Genomic DNA, 20,973 nt, shown 5'->3' with positions numbered 1-20,973 from the left:
AATTAATGAGCGAAGAGTTTAAGCATATTTCGGTATTAATGACCGAAACCCTAGATGCCCTAGCAATTAACCCTGAAGGTATATATATCGACGGGACGTTTGGTCGTGGTGGGCACTCAGGTGAAATCCTCAAAAGATTGTCGACTGGGCGTTTACAAGCCATAGATCAAGACCCTCAAGCGATTAAGGCGGCTGAAAAGTTTGCTGATGATACACGTTTCTCTATAGCGCGAAGCCGCTTCTCGCAAATTAAATCTGTCGCGGAACAAGCCGGTATCTTAGGTCAGGTTGATGGCATTTTGTTGGACATTGGTGTGTCTTCACCTCAGCTTGATGATGCAGACCGTGGCTTTAGCTTTATGAAAGACGGGCCACTAGATATGCGTATGGATCCTGATTCAGGTCGCAGCGCTGCACAGTGGCTAGCTGAAGCAGAGCTTGAAGAAATGGTATTCGTGATCAAAAAGTATGGCGAAGAAAAGTTTGCCACTCGTATTGCTCGTAAAGTCATTGAAGTACGTGAGCACACCGCGATTACAACCACAGCGCAATTAGCGCAATTGATTGATGAAGCTGTGCCTGTCAAGGACAAACACAAGCATCCTGCAACTCGTACTTTCCAAGCCATTCGTATTTATATTAACAGCGAGTTAGAAGAAATTCAGACTGCATTGCAAGCGTCACTTGAGGTGTTAAAACCTGGTGGTCGGTTAGTGGTGATCTCGTTTCATTCTCTAGAAGATCGCATTGTAAAGCAGTTTATCAAGAAGCAGAGTAAGGGAGAGGCGATACCCAGAGGTCTGCCTTTAACGGATGAACAACTTAAACAAAATCTCACCTTAAAGGCAGTGGGTAAAGCCATTAAGCCTAGCGATGCAGAGATTGCACAAAATCCACGCTCGCGAAGCTCAGTATTAAGAGTGGCGGAGAAACTCTAATGAATGCAAGTAAGCAACGTCAACCGAATCTATTTGTAGAAATAGGCTATTACATCATTGCTAATAAGTTGACGGCATTCTTGCTACTTACGATTTTGATTTCTGCACTCGCGGTAGTGCAAATTACCCATTTAACTCGCCAGCAATTGATACAGCAGGATGAGTTATTGCAACAGCGCGATGAGCTAGACCTACAATGGCGATATCTCGTTGTAGAAGAAGAGTTTTACTCCCAGCATGCAAGGATTGAAGAGATAGCCAAGATGCAGTTAGAGATGAAACGCCCAACCAGTAAAGATGAACAGGTGATTGTGCTGCCATGAATAAACAAAAGCAAAAATCTCAATCTATTATCACCTGGCGCTTTGCTCTAGTTTGCGGCGTAATGCTCACCGTTTTTATGACGCTTGTTGCACGCGCTGCATTTTTGCAAGTAATTGAGCCCGATAAGGCCATTGAAGAAAATGATAAGCGCACTGTACGGGTTGAGAAACTCAATGTCCAACGAGGCATGATCTTCGACCGCAATGGCAAAGAGCTGGCTGTGAGTGTGCCGGTTGTGAGCGTTTATGCTGATCCCCTTGCCATTGATAAGGCACTTGCCAAAAAAGTGTTACGTAAAGCCCGTAAAGAAGGTGAAGATTATAAAGCGTTAGAGCAAAACGATGCTGAGCTGAAAATACGGAAACAAGCTTGGTACGATGATGAGCTCAGGTGGAAAGAGCTTGCAGATGTGCTCAGACTTAAACCAGAAAATGTCGATGAACGGCTTAGGGGAGACCCAAGCCGTCGTTTTGTCTATTTGAAGCGTCAAGTGACAGCGGTTGTTGCCAACTATATTCGTCAAATGCGCCTGCCGGGCGTGCACTTGCTTGACGAGTCCAAACGGTTTTACCCAAGCGGCGAAGTAACGGCGCACATGATTGGTGTTACCGATATTGATGGCAAAGGTATAGAAGGCGTTGAGCGTATGTTCGACTCTGCATTAACCGGTACGGCTGGTAAACGCACCATTCGTAAAGATGCGCAGGGTCGTGAAGTACAAGTACTTTCAGAAGAACAGCGTGTTGAGCCAGAAGATGTTTACTTGAGTATCGATTTACGGATCCAGGCTATTGCCTATCGCGCGTTAAAGTCGGCGGTACTGAGCTATAAAGCTACCTCTGGTTCGGCGATAGTTGTTGATGTACACACTGGCGAGATTTTAGCTTTGGTGAATAGCCCAAGCTTTAATCCTAACGATCTAAGTACTGCTGCACCTTATAAGCGTCGTAATCGTGCTATGACTGACCTATTTGAACCCGGTTCAACCTTAAAGCCTTTAGCGGTATTGGCTGGTTTAAATTATGGTGCAGTTAAGGCAACAGACACGATAGATACTTATCCGGGTTGGATGAACTTAAGTGGTGGCTTAGTGAAAGACACTCGTAATAACGGTGAGCTGAGCTTAAGAGAGATTCTTAAAATCTCCAGTAACATGGGGGTTGCGAAGATCTCGCAAATGCTGCCAAAAGAGTATTTTATCAATTTATACCAAGACGTGGGATTTGGTGAGCCAACGGGCTCAAACATGATTGGTGAAAGCGCAGGTCTATTTTATCCAAACCGCCGTTGGTCTAACTTTGAAATCGCAACACTCTCTTATGGTTACGCAGTATCTGTAAGCACCGCGCAAATGGCAAGACTTTACGCTATGTTTGGAGCCGGCGGTATCTTGCGACCACTCACTATTGTGAAGCAAGATGAAATTCCTGAAGGCAAGCGTATTTTTAGCGAGCAAGATACACATGCCGTGGTAGAGATGATGGAGTCAGTATTTGAACGTGGCGGCACTGCCCACAACGTAAAAGTTGATGGATACCGTGCCGCTGGTAAAACAGGTACTTCAGAAAAAGCCGTGGCGGGTGGCTATGGTGATGAGTACGTTGGTTACTTTGCGGGCGTTGCACCGGTAAGTGACCCAAGGCTTGCGGTTGTGGTGATGGTTAATGAACCGGCGGGAGATGTTTACTATGGCGGTCAAACCGCAGGGCCTGCTTTTGCTGAAATTATGTCTAATGCACTGAGAATTCTAAACGTAGCACCTGATAAAGAGCGTGTGGCTTATATTTCTGGAGCAGATAACGATGCGTGATCTTGCTCAGGTACTCAGTGATTATGGTGTCAATATTGCCCCTGTTGAGGTTGAGCATCTACGCATAGACAGTCGAGTGATTGAGCCGGGTGATTGTTTTGTTGCACTGCAAGGTCATGCCCAAGACGGTGCTAAATATGCCGCCAGTGCCGTTGCGCAAGGCGCTAAATGTGTGCTTGTAGAAACGGGAAGCGAGCTTAATGTTGCACCAGAGCAAGCGATTTTTATCGATAATCTTGCTAATAAGTTGGCAGCAATTGCAGCGCGGTTTTATGCATACCCGAGTAAAAAGCTCAAACTTACAGGCGTTACTGGCACCAATGGTAAATCTACCACGACAGCAATGATTGCCAATTTAGCTAGCCTAACCGGTAGTGCAGGGGCTGTGATAGGTACGCTTGGTTATGGTCAACCAGACAGCCTTATTCCGCTGGCAAACACCACGCCGTCAAACGTAGATTTACAACGTATTTTAGCGTTTTTACAGCAACAATATGATCAAGTCGCGATGGAGGTCTCTTCCCATGGCTTGGTGCAAGGTCGAGTTGACGAATGCGACTTTGATGTGGCTGTTTTCACCAATTTGACGCGCGATCACCTAGATTATCACGGTGATATGCAAAGCTATGCAGAAGCCAAAAAACTGCTATTTACTCGCTGTGCGCCAAATCACAAAGTCATCAATATTGACGACGAAGTAGGTGCAAGCTGGGCCGCTGAGTTTAATGACGATACAGTGGTTGTTTACGGTCGCTGGACTGAAAAAAATAGCTACCAACAATATGTATTCTTTGATGCCGTGTCGGCACACCCAAATGGTTTAACGGCGACGTTAAAAACCAGCTGGGGTGAATGTGAAGTCAGTGTGCCACTGTATGGTGAGTTTAATCTTTATAATTTAGCTGCTGCGATTGCGACTTTACTATTACAAGGCGCAAGTCTTGAAGCATTAAGCGAAGCTTGCAGCCAGCTCTCGCCAGTTGCAGGCCGCATGCAGCCATTTAGTGCCCCTGAAAAACCTACATGTATTGTTGATTATGCCCATACCCCAGACGCTTTGGCACTTGCACTACAAGCCTTGCGAGCACATGTACCGGGTAATCTTATCTGTGTGTTTGGTTGCGGTGGTGATAGAGATAAAGGTAAGCGTCCTGAAATGGCGCGAGCAGCAGATAAATATGCAGATAAACTGGTGATCACCAGCGATAATCCACGAAGTGAAGATCCCAATTTAATCATTGATGACGTTAAGGCAGGACTCATCCACCCTGAGTATGCTGTCTGCCAGCCTGATAGAGGGCTAGCCATTCAACACGCGATAGACCTAGCTGATGAAAATAGTGTGGTGCTGATAGCGGGGAAAGGGCACGAGGATTATCAAATTATAGGTACTGAGCGCATTGATTTTTGTGATAGGCAATGCGTTGCAGCGATTTTACGAGGGGAAAAGGCATGATCAAGATGGATTTTTCTTGGCTTGCAGCAGTCTTAAAAACCCCTTACGACGGGGAGAATTTGGCAGTCGCCAATATTAATACTGATACCAGAACAATACAGTCTGGAGAGGTATTTTTAGCACTTAAAGGGCCTAACTTTGACGGCCACCGCTTCTTGGATGTGGCCAAAGCGCAAGGTGCTATTGCAGCTATTGTTTCTGAGCACGATGAAGATATCGATTTACCACAGTTTGTGGTTGCAGATACGCGCATTGCTTTAGGCCAAATTGGCCGAGCAGTAATTGAAACCGTTGCCCCTAAAACCATTGCAATTACCGGCAGTGTCGGTAAAACCACAGTGAAAGAAATGTGTGCGGCGATTTTGGCACAAAAAGGCAAAGTCCTTGCGACGAAAGGTAATTTTAATAACGACATCGGGGTACCGTTGACGCTATTGCGCTTAAGTGAAGATGATGAATATGCGGTGATAGAACTCGGCGCTAACCACTTGGGTGAAATTGCTTATACCACTGCATTAGTAAGTCCAGACGTGGCGACAGTATGTAACGTCGCACCAGCCCACATCGAAGGGTTTGGTTCAATTGATGGCGTAGGAAAAGCGAAAGGTGAGATTTTCTCAGGCCTAAAAGCTGACGGTGTCGCAGTCATCAATGCTGATAGCGATTATGCTCAGATGTGGCAGGAAAGCTTAGCTGTTTCTAAAGTGAAACGTTATAGCCTAAATGCTCAGCTTGATATTTGGGTGGAAGCAATTGAGCTGGATGAGCTAGCTCGCCCCACCTTCACGCTATGCCAAGGTGAACAGCGTACCACCATTAGTTTACCGCTTAGTGGCCAGCACAACGTTGGCAATGCGTTGATTGCGGCAGCATTGACAACTGAACTGGGCGCAAGCTTAAGTGAGGTGGCAACGGGTCTTGAACAAATGGCTGAAGTAAAGGGCCGTGTCAACATGATCCAAGTCTCGGACACGCTGCGTGTCGTCGATGACACCTACAATGCAAACGTGAAATCTGTCAACGCGGCGATTGATTTACTGGCGTCTATGTCTGGCTATAAAGTATTGGCGTTGGGCGATATGGCAGAACTGGGTGAAGATGCCCGCGAATATCACCGTGAAGTCGGCGAGTATGCTAAGCAGCAAGGCATTGATGAATTGTTTTCATTGGGGGTGCTGAGTAGTAGCGCAAGCAATGTATTTGAAAAGCCAAATCGTCATTTCTCGACTCGCGAGAATTTAATGAAGGCGTTACGGGTTGTATTGGCCGAGCAATCAGGACAATGCACCGTTATCGTTAAAGGATCACGTAGTGCGCGGATGGAACTGCTCGTTGAAGAATTAGTAAACGCTGGCCAGTCGGATAGCGAGACAGGAGAAGTATCATGTTAGTTTGGCTAGCCGAGTATCTTACCCAATATTATTCTGGGTTTAACGTATTTTCTTACCTTACCCTGAGGGCGATTTTAGGCATTTTAACGGCCTTAATGATTTCGTTGTATTTTGGCCCTAAACTCATCGCTGCATTACAACGCATGCAGATTGGTCAGACTGTACGTGATGATGGCCCTGAATCGCACTTGTCCAAGTCGGGTACCCCAACTATGGGTGGGCTGTTAATTCTGGCTGCGATCTTTACCAGTACGCTACTGTGGGGCGACCTTAGCAACAAATATGTATGGGTGACGTTATTTGTCATTGGCAGCTTAGGTATTGTTGGGTTCGTGGATGATTACCGCAAGGTGATCAGAAAAGACAGTAAAGGCCTAATTGCACGTTGGAAGTACTTCTGGCAGTCGGTTATTGCGATATCTACGGCGGCATTTTTGTACTTTACGTCCACCAGCGCTGCGGAAACCACGTTAGTCGTGCCATTTTTGAAAGATGTATTACCACAACTTGGTTTGTTCTATTTGGTCATGAGTTACTTTGTGATTGTGGGTACGTCAAACGCAGTTAACCTGACTGATGGCTTGGATGGACTCGCCATTGTTCCGACCATTTTGGTTGCCTCAGCACTCGCGATTATTGCTTACGTTACTGGTAACGCGAATTTCTCAAGCTACCTTCATATTCCTCATTTGCCACTCACAAGTGAATTGGTTGTGGTATGTACGGCGATTGTTGGCGCAGGTCTTGGTTTCTTATGGTTTAACACCTATCCGGCACAAGTTTTTATGGGCGATGTGGGTTCATTGGCGCTGGGTGGTGCACTCGGGATCATCGCTATTTTAGTACGCCAAGAGTTAGTGCTGATCATTATGGGTGGTGTATTTGTGATGGAGGCATTATCCGTGATTTTACAGGTAGGGTCTTACAAACTCAGAGGCCAGCGGATCTTTAGAATGGCCCCTATTCACCATCATTACGAATTAAAAGGATGGCCTGAGCCACGCGTGATAGTCCGTTTTTGGATCATCTCGATTATCTTGGTTCTGGCCGGTCTTGCGACGTTGAAGATTAGATAATGACGTATATTGAGCAATTACAGAAAAAGCATGTCACGGTACTGGGACTTGGAGTCACAGGACAGGGGATTGTGCGTTTTCTGCTGTCGCACGGTATTAATCCAAAAGTGGTTGATAGTCGTCCAGTGCCTCCAGGCTCGGACTGGCTAAGTCACAACGCACCTGAATGTGAAGCGGTATTTGGCAATCTTGCTGATGCCGCTTTGGCGCAAACGGATCTGATTATCATCAGCCCTGGGATCCCGTTATTTGAACAAAGCGTTGCCGCAGCCATTGCCGAAGGCGTTGAAGTCATCGGCGATATTGAGCTATTTGCACGCCTCAATACCCGTCCAGTGATTGCCGTTACGGGCTCTAACGGTAAGTCCACCGTTGTTACGCTCGCGACAGAAGTATTGAAAGCCGCAGGCTTAAAAGTTGGGCTTGGCGGCAATATTGGCACGTCTGTGCTGTCGTTGTTAGAGCAGCCGCATGATGTTTATGTACTTGAGCTGTCTAGTTTTCAGCTTGAAACCACGCATAGCTTGGCTTGTTTGTCGGCAATGATCCTCAATATTACTGAAGATCACATGGATCGCTATCCTGATTTTCAAGCTTATATCGAAGCGAAGCAACGTATTTACCAGCATGTTGAACATATTGTCTTTAATGCTGAAGATCATTATACCTTTGCGCAGCATGGGCAAGGCAGCAGTGTATCCCTCACTGAGGGGGATTATCACTTAATGACCTTTGACGGTGAGCCGCATTTCGCACATAAACAGACACCACTGCTAGCGGTAAAAACATTGGCGATGGTGGGGCGACATAATCAATTTAATGCCTTGGCGGTATTGGCGTTATTAGCGCCGATGCAATTGCCTGTGCAGGCATTTGCCAGCGCGTTTGCGAGTTTCACGGGGTTACCTCATCGTTGTCAGTTGGTTGCCGATGTTGCAGGGGTTCGTTACTTCAACGATTCAAAGGCAACGAATGTTGGCTCGACGGTCGCCGCTATTGATTCTTTGGCTTCAGGCCGCAAAAATATTATTTTGATCGTGGGTGGTGATGCGAAAGGAGCAGATCTTTCACCACTCAAGACGCCACTCACTACGCATTGCAAAGCGCTATTTTGTTTCGGACAAGACGGCGCACAGTTTATGCCACTGCTGCGCAATAGCCATCAAGTCAACAATTTGGAAGAAGCCGTGTTGGCGGCAAAAACGATAGCGACCAATGGTGATATTGTGCTATTAGCACCAGCCTGTGCCAGCATAGACATGTATCCAAACTATATGGCGCGTGGGGATGAGTTCGTCCGTTTAGTGGGGGAACATGCTTGATTAACGTCGCAGATATCAAAGAGGCGCTGACGCCTCGCCAGTCCGAGAGCTTATTTGACGTACCTTTGATGTACTGCATGCTCATGCTTATTGGAGTGGGATTTGTGATGGTGACAAGTGCTTCTATGCCGGTTGCCGAGCGGCTATTTGATAACCCTTTTCACTTTACCATTCGCCACGTTATCTTTTTAGTGGGCTCGTTTATTCTCTTTTGGTTCGCGACAAGTGTGCCAATGACTTGGTGGAAACGCAGTAATCCATATTTGCTGCTTTTTGGTTTGGTACTGTTAGTGGCGGTACTGATTATTGGTCGCGAAGTAAATGGTGCAAGACGCTGGATCCCGCTTGGTCCTTTTGGTTTGCAAGTAGCAGAGGCATCTAAGCTATTTTTCTTCAGCTATATTGCCGGCTACTTGGTACGTAAACGCGATGAAGTACAAGAAAACATCAAAGGTTTCGCCAAGCCAATGATTGTGTTTGCGGTGTATGCGTTCTTAATTTTGATGCAGCCGGATTTAGGTACTGTGGTGGTCATGTTTGTGACGACCGTTGGCCTATTGTTTTTAGCTGGTGCAAGGCTTTGGCAGTTTTTTACCTTAATGCTTACCGGTGTCTCTTTGGTTGTAGTGCTTATCATCATTGAGCCATATCGTATGAAGCGTGTCGTGGGCTTTTTAAACCCTTGGGAAGATCCATTTGGCGCTGGTTATCAATTGGTACAATCCCTAATGGCATACGGCCAAGGTGGCTGGTTTGGTCAAGGTTTGGGTAATAGCATACAAAAGCTACAGTATTTGCCGGAAGCACATAATGACTTTATTTTTGCAGTAATTGCCGAAGAACTGGGCTTTATCGGTGTCTTTAGCATTATTATTTTACTCGGTGTATTGGTTACTCGTGCGCTTTTTATCGGGCAAAAGGCCCTTAAAGCAGGCAAAGAATACGAAGGGTATTTTGCCCTGGGCATTGGTATTTGGTTTGCCTTTCAGGCAGTCGTTAATATTGGTGCGAGCGCTGGCATTTTACCCACTAAAGGTTTAACACTGCCATTTGTTTCTTACGGTGGCTCTAGCCTTTGGGTGATGACAATTGCGGCGGGCATTCTACAACGTATAGATTTTGAGACAAAAATGTCGACAAGGCAGGCAACATCCCGTGGAGGTAGACGATGACAAAACGTCTTCTAGTGGTCGCGGGCGGTACAGGTGGACATATTTTTCCAGGTATTGCAGTGGCACAATTTTTACAAGCGCAGGCTTGGCAAGTGAGCTGGGTTGGCACTGCGGACAGAATGGAAGCGGATGTGGTGCCGCGTTACGGTTTTGAAATTGATTTTATTGCCATGAAAGGCGTACGTGGTAACGGAGTCAAACGATTACTAACTGCGCCATTTATGGTTTTAAAAGCGGTACTTGCAGCAAAGCGTATTTTACAACAGCGTAAACCTGATGTGGTGTTAGCCATGGGCGGTTATGTAACTGGCCCGGTAGGTGTTGCTGCGAAACTGCTTGGGATCCCTTTGGTGATCCATGAGCAAAATGCGGTTGCGGGTATGAGCAATAAGTTGCTGGCGAAAATTGCAAGTCGCGTACTGGCTGGTTTTCCCGGCGCATTCAGTGAAAAGCTCGCTCAGGTTGTGGGGAATCCGGTACGTGCAAGTGTTGCTGAGATTAGCGATAAACCGGTTTCAGTGCCGTTAAATCTATTAATTGTCGGTGGTTCATTGGGAGCAAAAGCACTGAATGAAACCGTACCAGAAGGACTCAAGTTACTTCAGCAACAGGTAGCCAGTATCGGATTAAATATTCGTCATCAAAGCGGTAAACATAACCAAGACGATACACAACAACGATATGAAAGTGCAGGCATTAATGCTGAGGTCAGCGAGTTCATTCATGATATGGATGCCGCATACGCTTGGGCCGACCTTGTTATTTGCCGTGCCGGTGCGCTTACTGTGAGTGAGATAGCCGCAGCTGGGAAAACGGCGATTTTTGTGCCTTTCCCACATGCCGTTGACGATCACCAGACGGCTAACGCGCAATTTTTAGTGTCGGCTGGGGCAGCTTTTATATTGCAGCAAACTGCACTGACGCCAGAAATGCTAGCAACTACACTGCAGCCACTTGTTATTGAGCCGCAAAAAATTGCGACCATGGCAGCAAAAGCGAGACAATGCGGTAAGTCGGAGGCAACAGCGAAAGTTGCCCAAATTTGTACAGAATTATCGAACTAGGATATAAAATGGAAGCTTCAAGCAGAAGAGCAATGCGACGTATCAACACCATCCACTTTATCGGGATTGGTGGTGCTGGTATGGGTGGGATTGCAGAAGTGCTGGCCTTTGAAGGTTACCGAATTACAGGCTCAGATATTGCTAAAAGTACGATGACAGAGCGATTAACAAATATGGGCGCCGAGATCTTTATCGGCCACCAAGCTGAAAATGTAAAAATGGCTGATGTGGTTGTGGTATCGAGTGCCATCAACGACCAAAACCCAGAGATCCAAGCGGCGAAGGCAAACCGTACGCCAATCGTTCGTCGCGCCGAAATGCTCGCCGAGTTGATGCGCTTTCGTCACGGGATTGCGGTGGCAGGAACACATGGTAAGACCACAACGACGAGCCTGATCGCGAGTATTTTTGCGCGGGCTGAGCTGGATCCAACCTTTATTATTGGTGGCTTGCTCAATAGTGCTGGCAGTAATGCCAAAGTCGGCAGCAGTGAATACCTTATCGCAGAAGCGGACGAGAGCGATGCGTCGTTTTTGCATTTGCAGCCGATGGTGTCGGTGGTAACAAATATCGAAGAAGACCACATGGATACTTACGACGGTGACTTCGAAAAAATGAAAGACACCTACATCGAGTTTATCCATAACTTACCATTTTATGGTCTGGCGGTGGTGTGTATCGATTCGCCAGTCGTGAGAGAATTATTGCCACGCTTTGCAAGGCCGACCATCACGTACGGTGAGGCTAACGATGCGGATTATCAGTTACTGGACTTCAAGCAAACACAAAGTGAATCACACTTTAAAGTCAGAACCAAAGACGGTGAGTTACTTGAAGTGACACTAAATATGCCAGGTAAGCACAATGCATTGAACGCGCTGGCATCTATTGCGGTTGCAAAAGATCACAATATTGAAAACGAAGCGATTTATCAGGCGCTAGCCAATTTTGAAGGGGTAGGACGTCGCTTCCAGCATTACGGCTCATTCAATAATGAAGTGGGTGAGGTGATGTTGGTTGATGATTATGGCCACCATCCGTCTGAGGTTGCGATGACGATAAAAGCAGCTAAATCTGGTTGGCCTGATAAGCGTTTGGTTATGATTTATCAGCCACATCGCTATAGTCGAACACGCGATTTATATGAAGATTTCGTAAAAGTGCTTTGCGATGTTGATAAACTACTGCTGTTAGATGTATATAGTGCCGGTGAAGCGCCCATCGTTGGTGCGGATAGTAAAAGTTTGTGCCGTAGTCTCCGTCAACGTGGCGTCGAGCCTATCCATATCAGTGACCATGGTGAATTGGCGAAAGTGTTGGCAAGCACCATGGCAGATGGTGACTTAGTGTTGACGCAAGGGGCTGGCAATATAGGTCAAATCGTGAAGCAGTTAGCCGCAACCGGGCTATCGATAGCGCAATTAAAACAGAGTGAATTATGAGTAGTCAGTTTGGAAAAGTAGCCGTATTACTTGGTGGTAGTTCAGCGGAGCGAGAGGTGTCGCTAAAGTCTGGTAATGCAGTGTTAAATGCCTTCGTTAATCAGGGTGTAGATGCGATTGCTTTTGATCCAGCAGAACGTAATTTATGGCAACTTAAAGACCTTGGTGTGGATCGCGTATTCATTGCACTACATGGCCGTGGCGGTGAAGATGGCACTATTCAAGGTGCGCTTGAGTTTATGGGGATACCATATACAGGAAGCGGTGTACTTGGTAGTGCGCTTGCAATGGATAAAGTCCGTTGTAAGCATCTATTTCAGTCTGCCAAGTTAAGTACGGCACCTTATGCTGTCGTAAGCAAAGAGACGGGTTTTGATGCTAAGGCGCTAATCGCTGAGTTTGGCAAAGTCATGGTAAAGCCAAGTCACGAAGGCTCAAGCATAGGTATGGCTCAGGCAGACAGCGAGGAAACCCTGACTGCGGCATTAAATAATGCCTTTAAGTTTGACGATCAAGTTCTCGTTGAACAATGGATCACTGGACGTGAGTTTACCGTGTCTATGCTTGGTAAAGAGGCATTGCCTGTTATTGAAATGCGTACGCCTCGTGGTTTTTACGATTATGAAGCCAAATACCAAGTCAACAGTACTGAGTATTATTGTCCGGCGGATATTAGCGCTGCACACACTGAGCAATTACAAGTGATGGCAAAGCACGCTTTTGAATTGGTTGGTGCCACTGGTTGGGGACGTGTTGACGCCATGCAAGATGAGCATGGTCATTTCTATCTACTCGAAGTAAATACCGTACCTGGTATGACCGAAAAGTCGTTGGTACCGAGGGCAGCAAAAGCAACGGGTGTAAGTTTTGAACAATTAGTTGTTCGCATTTTGGAGCAAACGCTTTAATATGCGAGCATTTTTGGCAGGGTTGAAGCTGATCGGTTCAAGAGTGAACTGGCCCCTTTTTTGGGGACTTGGCTTCTTCTTTGTGGTGATTTTTACATTGGTAAGAGGAACATACTGGGTAAGTGATTGGTTAGTTGCACATCATGATGCGCAAATAAAAACACTCAAAGTGCTCGGTAAACCGCATTATACCAATGAAGATGACATTGTGGCGGCAATTAAAACCGCAGATTTAAATAGTTTTTTTGAGCTTGATGTAAAAGCAGTCCACAAGGCAGTAAAGTCTTTACCTTGGATTGCGACAGTGTCAGTCAGAAAACAATGGCCGGATACGCTGCAAGTCTATGTAGTGGAACATAAGCCGGTTGCGCATTGGAATAGCGATTCATTACTCAATGATGATGGTGAAGTATTCCAAGCGAGCAGTAACAAATTGCCGCAAGGGCTGCCTGAATTATACGGCCCTGAAGGGAGTGCTGAAGAAGCATGGCAAACATTTAAGCAGTTTAAAGCCTTGTTGGCGGTAAATCAGTTTACCTTGGAAAGTTTAGCGCTTTCAGAACGATTTGCTTGGCAGCTATGGCTGGACAATGGGATCCGCTTAAATTTAGGGCGTGAAGATAAAGCCAAACGAGTACAACGTTTTATCGACGTGTATCCACGTATGGAACGCCCTGAAGGTAAAGTAATTGATGTCATTGATTTACGCTACGACACGGGACTGGCAGTGAGTTGGAAAGAACCTACTGAGCAGCAAGAACAACAAAATAACAAGAGTGAAGCATGACAAAGTCGGCAGAAAGAAACTTAGTGATTGGATTAGATGTTGGCACATCAAAGGTCGTCGCCACAGTTGGGGAGATCACTGTGGACAATCAACTTAGTATTGTCGGTGTCGGACGCCAGGAGTCTCACGGCATGGATAAGGGCGGGGTAAACGATTTAGACCTCGTTTCTGAGTCTATTAAACGCGCTGTAGATGAAGCAGAGCTAATGGCTGATTGCAGAATAAGCTCGGTTTATTTGGGGATTTCAGGCAAACATATTCAGTGTCAAAACGAAAGTGGCGTGGTGGCAATAAATAATGCTGAAGTTACAGATGATGATATTGCCAATGTTATTCATATTGCACGTTCTGTACCTATGTCTGCCGAACGCAAAATGCTGCACTCATTGCCGCAAGAATATAGCATCGACATGCAAGAGGGGATCAAAAACCCGCTAGGTATGAGTGGCGTAAGGATGGAAGCGAAAGCACATATCATTACGTGTTCGAATGACATGGCAAAGAATATTGAAAAGTGTGTTGAACGCTGTGGTTTACAGGTAGACCAATTAACGTTTAACGCCTTGGCGTCATGTTACTCGGTGTTGACTGAAGACGAAAAAGAGCTTGGTGTTGCGGTATTAGATATTGGTGGTGGCACCATGGATATTGCGATTTATGTGAATGGGGCGCTGCGTCATACTGCCGTGATCCCGGTTGCGGGTAATCAGGTCACTGGCGATATAGCAAAAATATTTAGAACACCTATTTCGCATGCCGAGTCTCTGAAAGTACAATATGCCTTCGCGTCGAGCCAAATGGCATCAAGTGAAGAAACCATCGAAGTACCAAGTGTTGGTGGACGTCCTGCTCGGGTAATGTCTCGTCATACTTTGTCTGAAGTGGTAGAACCAAGATTTAGAGAACTGTTTGAGCTTGCGCAAGAAGAATTACGTCGCTCAGGTTTTGAAGATCAAATTGCGGCAGGTCTTGTTATCACTGGTGGTAGTGCCAAGATGCAAGGTGCACAAGAAGTCGCAGAAGATATATTCCAAATGCCAGTAAGAATAGGGAAACCAATTGGCATTAAGGGGTTAACAGATTATGTGGATGACCCTGCATATGCAACGGCGGTAGGTTTGTTACAATACGGCCGTTCACTACAATCGATGAATGCACAGAAGTCGAAAGTAGATGCAGAGGGGAGTTGGTGGAACCGTGTTACAAAATGGTTCCAAGGCGAGTTTTAATACTCAAGTCGGAGAGTGAAGATGTTTGATATTATGGAACAGCACAGCGAAGAAGCTGTCATTAAAGTCATCGGTGTCGGTGGCGGCGGCGGTAACGCCGTAGAACACATGGTAAACCAAGAAATTGAAGGTGTACGTTTTATCGTAGCGAATACGGACGCACAAGCGTTACGTCGTTCGTCTGCGGATATTACTGTACAGCTGGGGACTCAGATCACCTCAGGTCTTGGAGCTGGCGCAAACCCAGAAGTGGGCCGCAGCGCAGCAGAAGAAGATCTAGAAACCATCAAGAGCAGCCTTGAAGGCGCAGACATGGTATTTATCGCAGCTGGTATGGGCGGCGGTACAGGTACCGGTGCCGCACCTGTTGTTGCACGCGCTGCAAAAGAGCTAGGTATTTTGACTGTGGCTGTAGTAACGCGCCCTTTCGATCTTGAAGGTAAAAAGCGCATGGCTGCGGCTGAGCAAGGTATTGCTGAGTTGTCAGAAATTGTAGATTCACTTATTACAATTCCAAACAACAAATTGCTTAAAGTTCTTGGTAAAGGGACTACACTGCTAGATGCCTTCGCAAAAGCAAATGACGTGCTTTATGGCGCGGTACAAGGTATTGCAGAGTTGATCACACGTTCAGGTCTAATCAACGTTGACTTTGCGGATGTGAGAACCGTGATGTCAGCAATGGGTACTGCAATGATGGGGACAGCTTCGGCAACAGGTCCTGATCGTGCACAAGAAGCTGCGGAAGCCGCGATTTCTAGCCCGCTTTTAGAAGATGTTGACCTAACTGGCGCGAAAGGTATTTTAGTTAATATCACCGCAGGCATGGACATTACTATCGAAGAGTTTGAGGTCGTTGGTAACCATGTTAAAGCGTTAGCGTCAGAGAACGCGACTGTGGTAGTGGGTGCTGTTATTGACCCAGAAATGAGCGAAGAGCTAAGAGTGACCGTGGTTGCTACGGGCTTAGGTGGTGACCGTCGTCCGCAATTTGGTATTGTAGACAATGGCTTTAGACAAGCTTCAGGCTCAGATGCGGTAGGTGGAACACAAACTAGCTCACAAACGAGCATGTATGTGCCAAGCTTTACGCAACCACAAACGTCAGCTGCAGAGCCTGAGCAGCCAGCTGAAGCGCCTGCACCACAAGTGCAAGAGCAGAAGCCACAACAAGCTTCTAGTTCAGCAAGCGCAAAAGGTAGCGACAGTAAAGAAAAAGGTGACTACTTCGATATTCCGGCTTTTTTACGTAAGCAGTCAGACTAAAGTTGGTATAAAAAATAAACAAAGATTGGCAGTTTGGTGGAACTATGTTATACTCCGCCGCCTATCTAGAATTTAAGTGGGCGAATATATGATTAAACAACGTACGATTGCACAAGTCGTTAAAGCCACAGGTGTAGGTTTACACAAAGGTGAAAAGGTCACGATCACTCTCCGACCAGCTGGTGTGAATACAGGTGTTGTATTTCGCCGCGTTGATCTAGACCCTGTTGTTGATTTTGAAACAACACCGGAAGCTGTGGGCGACACGCAACTGTGTACGTGTTTAACAAATAAAGACGGCGTTCGCTTGTCTACTACCGAGCATTTGATTGCCGCGGTGGCTGCGCTTGGGATTGATAACCTCATCGTAGAGCTAGACAGCGCCGAAGTGCCTATTATGGATGGCAGTGCATTGCCATTCATCTACTTAATTCAAAAAGGCGGTATTGAAGAGCAAAACGCTGCCAAGCGCTTTATTCGCATCAAAGAAAAAGTGCGTGTTGAAGATGGCGACAAGTGGGCTGAAATTGAGCCTTACGATGGTTTCCACATCGACTTTGAAATCGACTTCAATCACCCTGCGATCAACGCTAGCCGCCAACGTATTGGATTAGACATTACCGCTCAAAGCTTTACTGAAGAGATCAGTCGTGCTCGTACTTTTGGTTTTATGCGTGATATCGAATACATGCATGCAAACAACCTAGCCTTAGGTGGCAGCATGGATAATGCGGTTGTTTTAGACCAGTTTAAAGTATTAAATCCTGATGGCCTACGCTATGCGGATGAGTTTGTTAAACACAAGATCTTAGACTGTGTGGGTGATATGTTTATGGCAGGTCACAACATTTTAGGTAAGATCTCATGCTATAAATCAGGCCACGGCCTAAACAATATGTTGCTTCGTGAAATCATGGCAACTGAGTCAGCATGGGAGTGGGCAACATTCGAAGAGCCAGTCAGTATGCCAGCGCCAGGAATGGAAGCGGGTATCAATACCGCAACGGCATAAGGCTTTTAAGCCAATAGTTTGATAAAAAAATGACGCTAAGGCGTCATTTTTTTTGCGTTGTGTTTGCGTGTTTAGCGAGTCTTTCCAGTTTCGCCTTAAGCGATGGTGGAGCGGATTGTGCTAGCGCTAGCAAATGCTCGCCAGTGGCTTGGCTCATACTGCGATTAGCTTGATAGGTCGAAGATTGGGATTCCACCTTGTTGGTAAGACGCTGTTGGGCTTCTGGATTAGTGGTAATTTTAACCGATGCACAGTCATGTAACCCAACTTTTCTAAATGCACTGAGAATATCCATTTTCAAAAAGTTTAGCCGAGTAGCAAGCGTTGCAGAAGCCGCTTCTATCGTCAGTGTTCCCTCTTTGTAGTGAGCGACACGGCATTTCTTACTCAAAATAGGGCCTAGCGTGTCTTCCAAACAGCTCTGTAATTGTGCCGCTTGGGCACTTTTTTGGCCATATTGATTGAGCTTATCTGACCACCCACCCATCACTTCATCAAGCGGTTTTGGATTGTAGCGATTTTTAGCCAATGACTTACTTCCCATAGGTTGAAAAATAAAAAATAACCGCCATATCGGGATAATACGGAGTCAATTTACTCCGTACTGGTGGTTTCTCAGTCTTCTAAGTATATCAGAGACAAATTTTTGAGAAATCCAAAAGTACCAACATTTGTTGTCGAAAGCGCTTAGCTCTGCACTCGAATAACTGACTCGAGTTAGGTGCCAACTAAACTTTATCACTTGCAACGGTACGCTTACGCCCAACAGTAAAGATTTCTTGCAATTGAACTTGGTATTATTTACCCAATAAGGTTTGCAGAAACAAAGAGTCTGGTATGATAGGGCATAATTTTAACTCGGCAAGATACAAAATGCTCACTCCTAAATTGGCAAAATGAACACCGTAATTTAGGAACGCTTTTGTCGCCAACAGGACAAGCGCGACCCAGCCTTAACCACATTGGCTTAGAGAGATGGGTCAGCCAATACACAGAGTGAAACGGTTTAAACATGTTAGCAAATATTTTTACCAAAATTTTTGGTAGTCGTAATGATCGCACCATCAAAAACCTAAGAAAAACAGTCGCTTTAATCAATGCGTTAGAAGAACAATACGGCAAATTGAGCGATGAGGAACTAAAAGCAAAAACGGCTGAGTTTAAACAGCGTATTGAGCAAGGTTCAACGCTAGATGATTTATTACCAGAGGCGTTCGCTACGGTGCGTGAAGCATCTAAGCGCGTATTTGGAATGCGTCATTTCGATGTGCAAATGATTGGTGGTATGGTGCTTCACCAAGGTCGTATTTCAGAAATGAGAACGGGTGAAGGTAAAACACTAACAGCAACATTGCCGGCGTATTTGAATGCGGTTTCAGGCAAGGGTGTTCACGTTATTACCGTCAACGACTACTTAGCTAAGCGTGATGCTGAGACCAACCGTCCACTCTTTGAATTCCTAGGTCTTACTGTAGGTTGTAATGTACCAGGCATGATGCCACAGCAGAAAAAGCAAGCCTATGCTGCGGATATCACTTACGGCACCAATAACGAGTTCGGCTTCGATTACTTGCGCGATAACATGGCGTTTAGTGTTGAAGAACGTGTACAACGTCCACTTAACTATGCGGTTGTGGATGAAGTGGATTCAATCCTAATCGATGAAGCGCGTACACCACTGATCATTTCTGGTCCTGCTGAAGATAGCTCTGAGCTTTATGCCGAAATCAATAAAATCGTGCCTGATCTTGTACAGCAAGAAAAAGAAGACGAAGAAGGCGTGGAAGGCGATGGCGATTTCACCATTGATGAAAAAGGTAAACAAGTTCACCTTACCGAGCGTGGTCAAATCAAAGTTGAAGAATTACTGACTGAACGTGGTTTGATTGAAGAGGGTGACTCGCTTTACTCGGCAGGTAATATTTCACTACTTAGCCATGTTTACGCAGCACTTCGTGCTCACAAGCTATATCAAAAAGACGTGGATTATGTTGTAAAAGATAATGAAGTTATCATTGTTGACGAGCACACTGGCCGTACGATGGAAGGACGTCGTTGGTCTGAGGGTCTTCACCAAGCCGTTGAAGCGAAAGAAGGGGTTCGTATTCAGAACGAAAACCAAACCTTGGCTTCAATCACATTCCAGAATTACTTCCGTTTGTATAACAAGCTTGCAGGTATGACAGGTACAGCGGACACTGAAGCGTTCGAATTCCAGTCAATCTATGGCCTAGATACGGTCGTTATCCCAACCAATAAACCTATGGTGCGTGATGACCGTGCAGATCTTGTATATTTGACGCAAGAAGAGAAATTTGAAGCCATTCTTGAAGACATTCGTTCTTGCCAAGAACGTGGTCAGCCTGTATTGGTGGGTACGGTATCTATCGAAAGTTCTGAGTATCTTTCTCACTTCCTTCGCAAAGAAAAAATTGACCATAACGTACTGAATGCGAAATTCCACGCCCAAGAAGCGGATATTATCGCGGACGCGGGTCTACCGGGCAAGGTAACGATTGCGACGAATATGGCTGGTCGTGGTACGGATATCGTACTGGGTGGCAGCTGGCAGTCGGATGTTGAAAAACTAGAAAACCCGTCAGAAGAGCAAATAGCAGAAATTAAAGCCGCTTGGAAAGCGCGTCATGATGCAGTACTGGCTTCTGGTGGTTTACACATTATTGGTACAGAACGTCACGAATCGCGTCGTATCGATAACCAGTTGCGTGGTCGTGCAGGTCGTCAAGGTGATGCTGGTTCAAGCCGCTTCTACCTATCGATGGATGACGCATTGATGCGTATCTTCGCAGGTGAGCGTATGACTAACATGATGCGTAAACTAGGTATGCAACGTGGTGAAGCCATTGAACACCCATGGGTTAACCGTGCAATTGAAAACGCCCAGCGTAAAGTGGAAGCGCGTAACTTTGATATTCGTAAACAATTACTTGAATACGATGACGTTGCGAACGATCAACGTAAAGTGGTTTACGAACAACGTAACGAACTACTTGAAGAAGGCGATATCTCAGAGACGATCACGGCTATTCGTGAAGATGTATTGAATGCGACTATTGATCAGTATATTCCACCGCAAAGTCTGGCGGAAATGTGGGACATCCCAGCACTTGAAGAACGCTTGAAAAACGACTTCCATGTTGAGCTTCCGATTGCTAAATGGCTTGAAGAAGACAGCAAACTATATGAAGAAATGCTACGCGATCGTATCGTAGAAGACGTGGATAAAGCGTACAAGCAAAAAGAAGAGATGGTAGGTCCAGATGTGCTACGTCACTTCGAAAAAGCGGTTATGTTACAAAGCCTAGATCAGCATTGGAAAGATCACTTAGCGGCAATGGATCATCTTCGCCAAGGTATTCATTTACGTGGTTATGCGCAGAAGAATCCGAAGCAAGAATATAAGCGTGAGTCGTTTGAGTTATTCTCACAAATGCTTGAAAACTTGAAGATTGACGTTGTTGGCGTACTAAGTAAAGTTCAGGTTCGTGCGGAGGAAGATGTTGAGAAGGTTGAAGAACAACATCGTAAGAGTGAGCAAGCACCGCGTGAATATCAACATGAAGAGGTTGAGCGCGTAGGTGGTGATGCACCGGAAGGCGTGTCTGTTGCCCATCGAAATGAGCCAAAAGTAGGTCGTAACGATCCTTGTCCTTGTCAATCAGGCAAGAAGTTTAAGCAGTGTTGCGGCAAACTAAAATAATTGGCTAAATCTAAATTTGTATAAAAAGCGACGCTAAGTCGCTTTTTTTATGGAG

At 45.8% G+C, this 20,973-nt stretch carries 17 protein-coding genes; 16 read left to right on the top strand and 1 reads right to left on the bottom strand.

Going from position 1 to position 20,973, the window contains the following annotated elements:
* Positions 1 to 5: 5 nt before the first annotated feature.
* From rsmH to lpxC, 15 genes are all read left to right on the top strand, one after another.
* Positions 6 to 938 carry a 16S rRNA (cytosine(1402)-N(4))-methyltransferase RsmH gene (rsmH, locus tag EXT48_RS14485; protein ID WP_039494187.1) on the top strand — a complete coding sequence of 311 codons (933 nt, stop codon included), beginning with the start codon at positions 6 to 8 and terminating at the stop codon, positions 936 to 938.
* Positions 938 to 1,261 (top strand): cell division protein FtsL, encoded by a 324-nt coding sequence (gene ftsL / locus EXT48_RS14480; RefSeq protein WP_010368658.1) that lies wholly within the window; start codon positions 938 to 940, stop codon positions 1,259 to 1,261. Before rsmH ends, ftsL begins: the two co-directional genes overlap by 1 nt.
* On the top strand, positions 1,258 to 3,072 hold the full coding sequence (locus tag EXT48_RS14475; RefSeq protein WP_130164877.1) for a penicillin-binding protein 2: 1,815 nt from the start codon (positions 1,258 to 1,260) through the stop codon (positions 3,070 to 3,072). The genes ftsL and EXT48_RS14475 overlap by 4 nt, the downstream gene beginning before the upstream one ends.
* On the top strand, positions 3,065 to 4,528 hold the full coding sequence (murE, locus tag EXT48_RS14470) for a UDP-N-acetylmuramoyl-L-alanyl-D-glutamate--2,6-diaminopimelate ligase (RefSeq protein WP_130164876.1): 1,464 nt from the start codon (positions 3,065 to 3,067) through the stop codon (positions 4,526 to 4,528). The genes EXT48_RS14475 and murE overlap by 8 nt, the downstream gene beginning before the upstream one ends.
* Positions 4,525 to 5,919 carry a UDP-N-acetylmuramoyl-tripeptide--D-alanyl-D-alanine ligase gene (gene murF / locus EXT48_RS14465; protein ID WP_130164875.1) on the top strand — a complete coding sequence of 465 codons (1,395 nt, stop codon included), beginning with the start codon at positions 4,525 to 4,527 and terminating at the stop codon, positions 5,917 to 5,919. The genes murE and murF overlap by 4 nt, the downstream gene beginning before the upstream one ends.
* Positions 5,913 to 6,995 (top strand): phospho-N-acetylmuramoyl-pentapeptide-transferase, encoded by a 1,083-nt coding sequence (gene mraY / locus EXT48_RS14460; protein ID WP_010368649.1) that lies wholly within the window; start codon positions 5,913 to 5,915, stop codon positions 6,993 to 6,995. The genes murF and mraY overlap by 7 nt, the downstream gene beginning before the upstream one ends.
* Complete coding sequence (murD, locus tag EXT48_RS14455; protein ID WP_130164874.1) at positions 6,995 to 8,317, top strand: UDP-N-acetylmuramoyl-L-alanine--D-glutamate ligase; 1,323 nt, start codon at positions 6,995 to 6,997, stop codon at positions 8,315 to 8,317. The genes mraY and murD overlap by 1 nt, the downstream gene beginning before the upstream one ends.
* A complete protein-coding gene (gene ftsW / locus EXT48_RS14450) occupies positions 8,314 to 9,489 on the top strand; it encodes a cell division protein FtsW (protein ID WP_039494194.1) in 1,176 nt (391 codons plus the stop codon). Before murD ends, ftsW begins: the two co-directional genes overlap by 4 nt.
* Positions 9,486 to 10,553 (top strand): undecaprenyldiphospho-muramoylpentapeptide beta-N-acetylglucosaminyltransferase, encoded by a 1,068-nt coding sequence (murG, locus tag EXT48_RS14445; protein ID WP_130164873.1) that lies wholly within the window; start codon positions 9,486 to 9,488, stop codon positions 10,551 to 10,553. Before ftsW ends, murG begins: the two co-directional genes overlap by 4 nt.
* Before the next feature lie 8 nt (positions 10,554 to 10,561).
* Positions 10,562 to 11,995, top strand: a complete 1,434-nt coding sequence (gene murC / locus EXT48_RS14440) for a UDP-N-acetylmuramate--L-alanine ligase (protein WP_039494196.1) — start codon at positions 10,562 to 10,564, stop codon at positions 11,993 to 11,995.
* On the top strand, positions 11,992 to 12,903 hold the full coding sequence (locus EXT48_RS14435) for a D-alanine--D-alanine ligase (RefSeq protein WP_130164872.1): 912 nt from the start codon (positions 11,992 to 11,994) through the stop codon (positions 12,901 to 12,903). Before murC ends, EXT48_RS14435 begins: the two co-directional genes overlap by 4 nt.
* Before the next feature lies 1 nt (position 12,904).
* Entirely contained in the window at positions 12,905 to 13,690 is a 786-nt protein-coding gene (locus tag EXT48_RS14430) for a cell division protein FtsQ/DivIB (RefSeq protein ID WP_045987930.1), read from the top strand.
* Entirely contained in the window at positions 13,687 to 14,919 is a 1,233-nt protein-coding gene (ftsA, locus tag EXT48_RS14425; protein WP_010605798.1) for a cell division protein FtsA, read from the top strand. Before EXT48_RS14430 ends, ftsA begins: the two co-directional genes overlap by 4 nt.
* 21 nt (positions 14,920 to 14,940) lie before the next feature.
* On the top strand, positions 14,941 to 16,185 hold the full coding sequence (gene ftsZ / locus EXT48_RS14420) for a cell division protein FtsZ (RefSeq protein WP_045987929.1): 1,245 nt from the start codon (positions 14,941 to 14,943) through the stop codon (positions 16,183 to 16,185).
* Positions 16,186 to 16,273: 88 nt separating this feature from the next.
* The gene (gene lpxC / locus EXT48_RS14415; protein WP_010368639.1) at positions 16,274 to 17,197 is read left to right on the top strand and encodes a UDP-3-O-acyl-N-acetylglucosamine deacetylase; all 924 of its coding nucleotides are present in this window, start codon (positions 16,274 to 16,276) and stop codon (positions 17,195 to 17,197) included.
* Between the two features lie 43 nt (positions 17,198 to 17,240).
* On the opposite strand, the gene EXT48_RS14410 is transcribed toward lpxC, so the two are convergent.
* Positions 17,241 to 17,726, bottom strand: coding sequence for a DUF721 domain-containing protein (locus tag EXT48_RS14410; protein ID WP_239358800.1), 486 nt, complete (start codon positions 17,724 to 17,726; stop codon positions 17,241 to 17,243).
* A gap of 483 nt (positions 17,727 to 18,209) precedes the next feature.
* On the opposite strand from EXT48_RS14410, the gene secA reads away from it, so the two are divergent.
* Positions 18,210 to 20,918 (top strand): preprotein translocase subunit SecA, encoded by a 2,709-nt coding sequence (secA, locus tag EXT48_RS14405; RefSeq protein WP_130164870.1) that lies wholly within the window; start codon positions 18,210 to 18,212, stop codon positions 20,916 to 20,918.
* Positions 20,919 to 20,973: the final 55 nt, after the last annotated feature.

This window comes from Pseudoalteromonas sp. CO348 (assembly GCF_004208845.1).
Lineage (GTDB): Bacteria > Pseudomonadota > Gammaproteobacteria > Enterobacterales > Alteromonadaceae > Pseudoalteromonas > Pseudoalteromonas maricaloris.
This window is presented reverse-complemented; position numbering and strand designations above follow the sequence as displayed.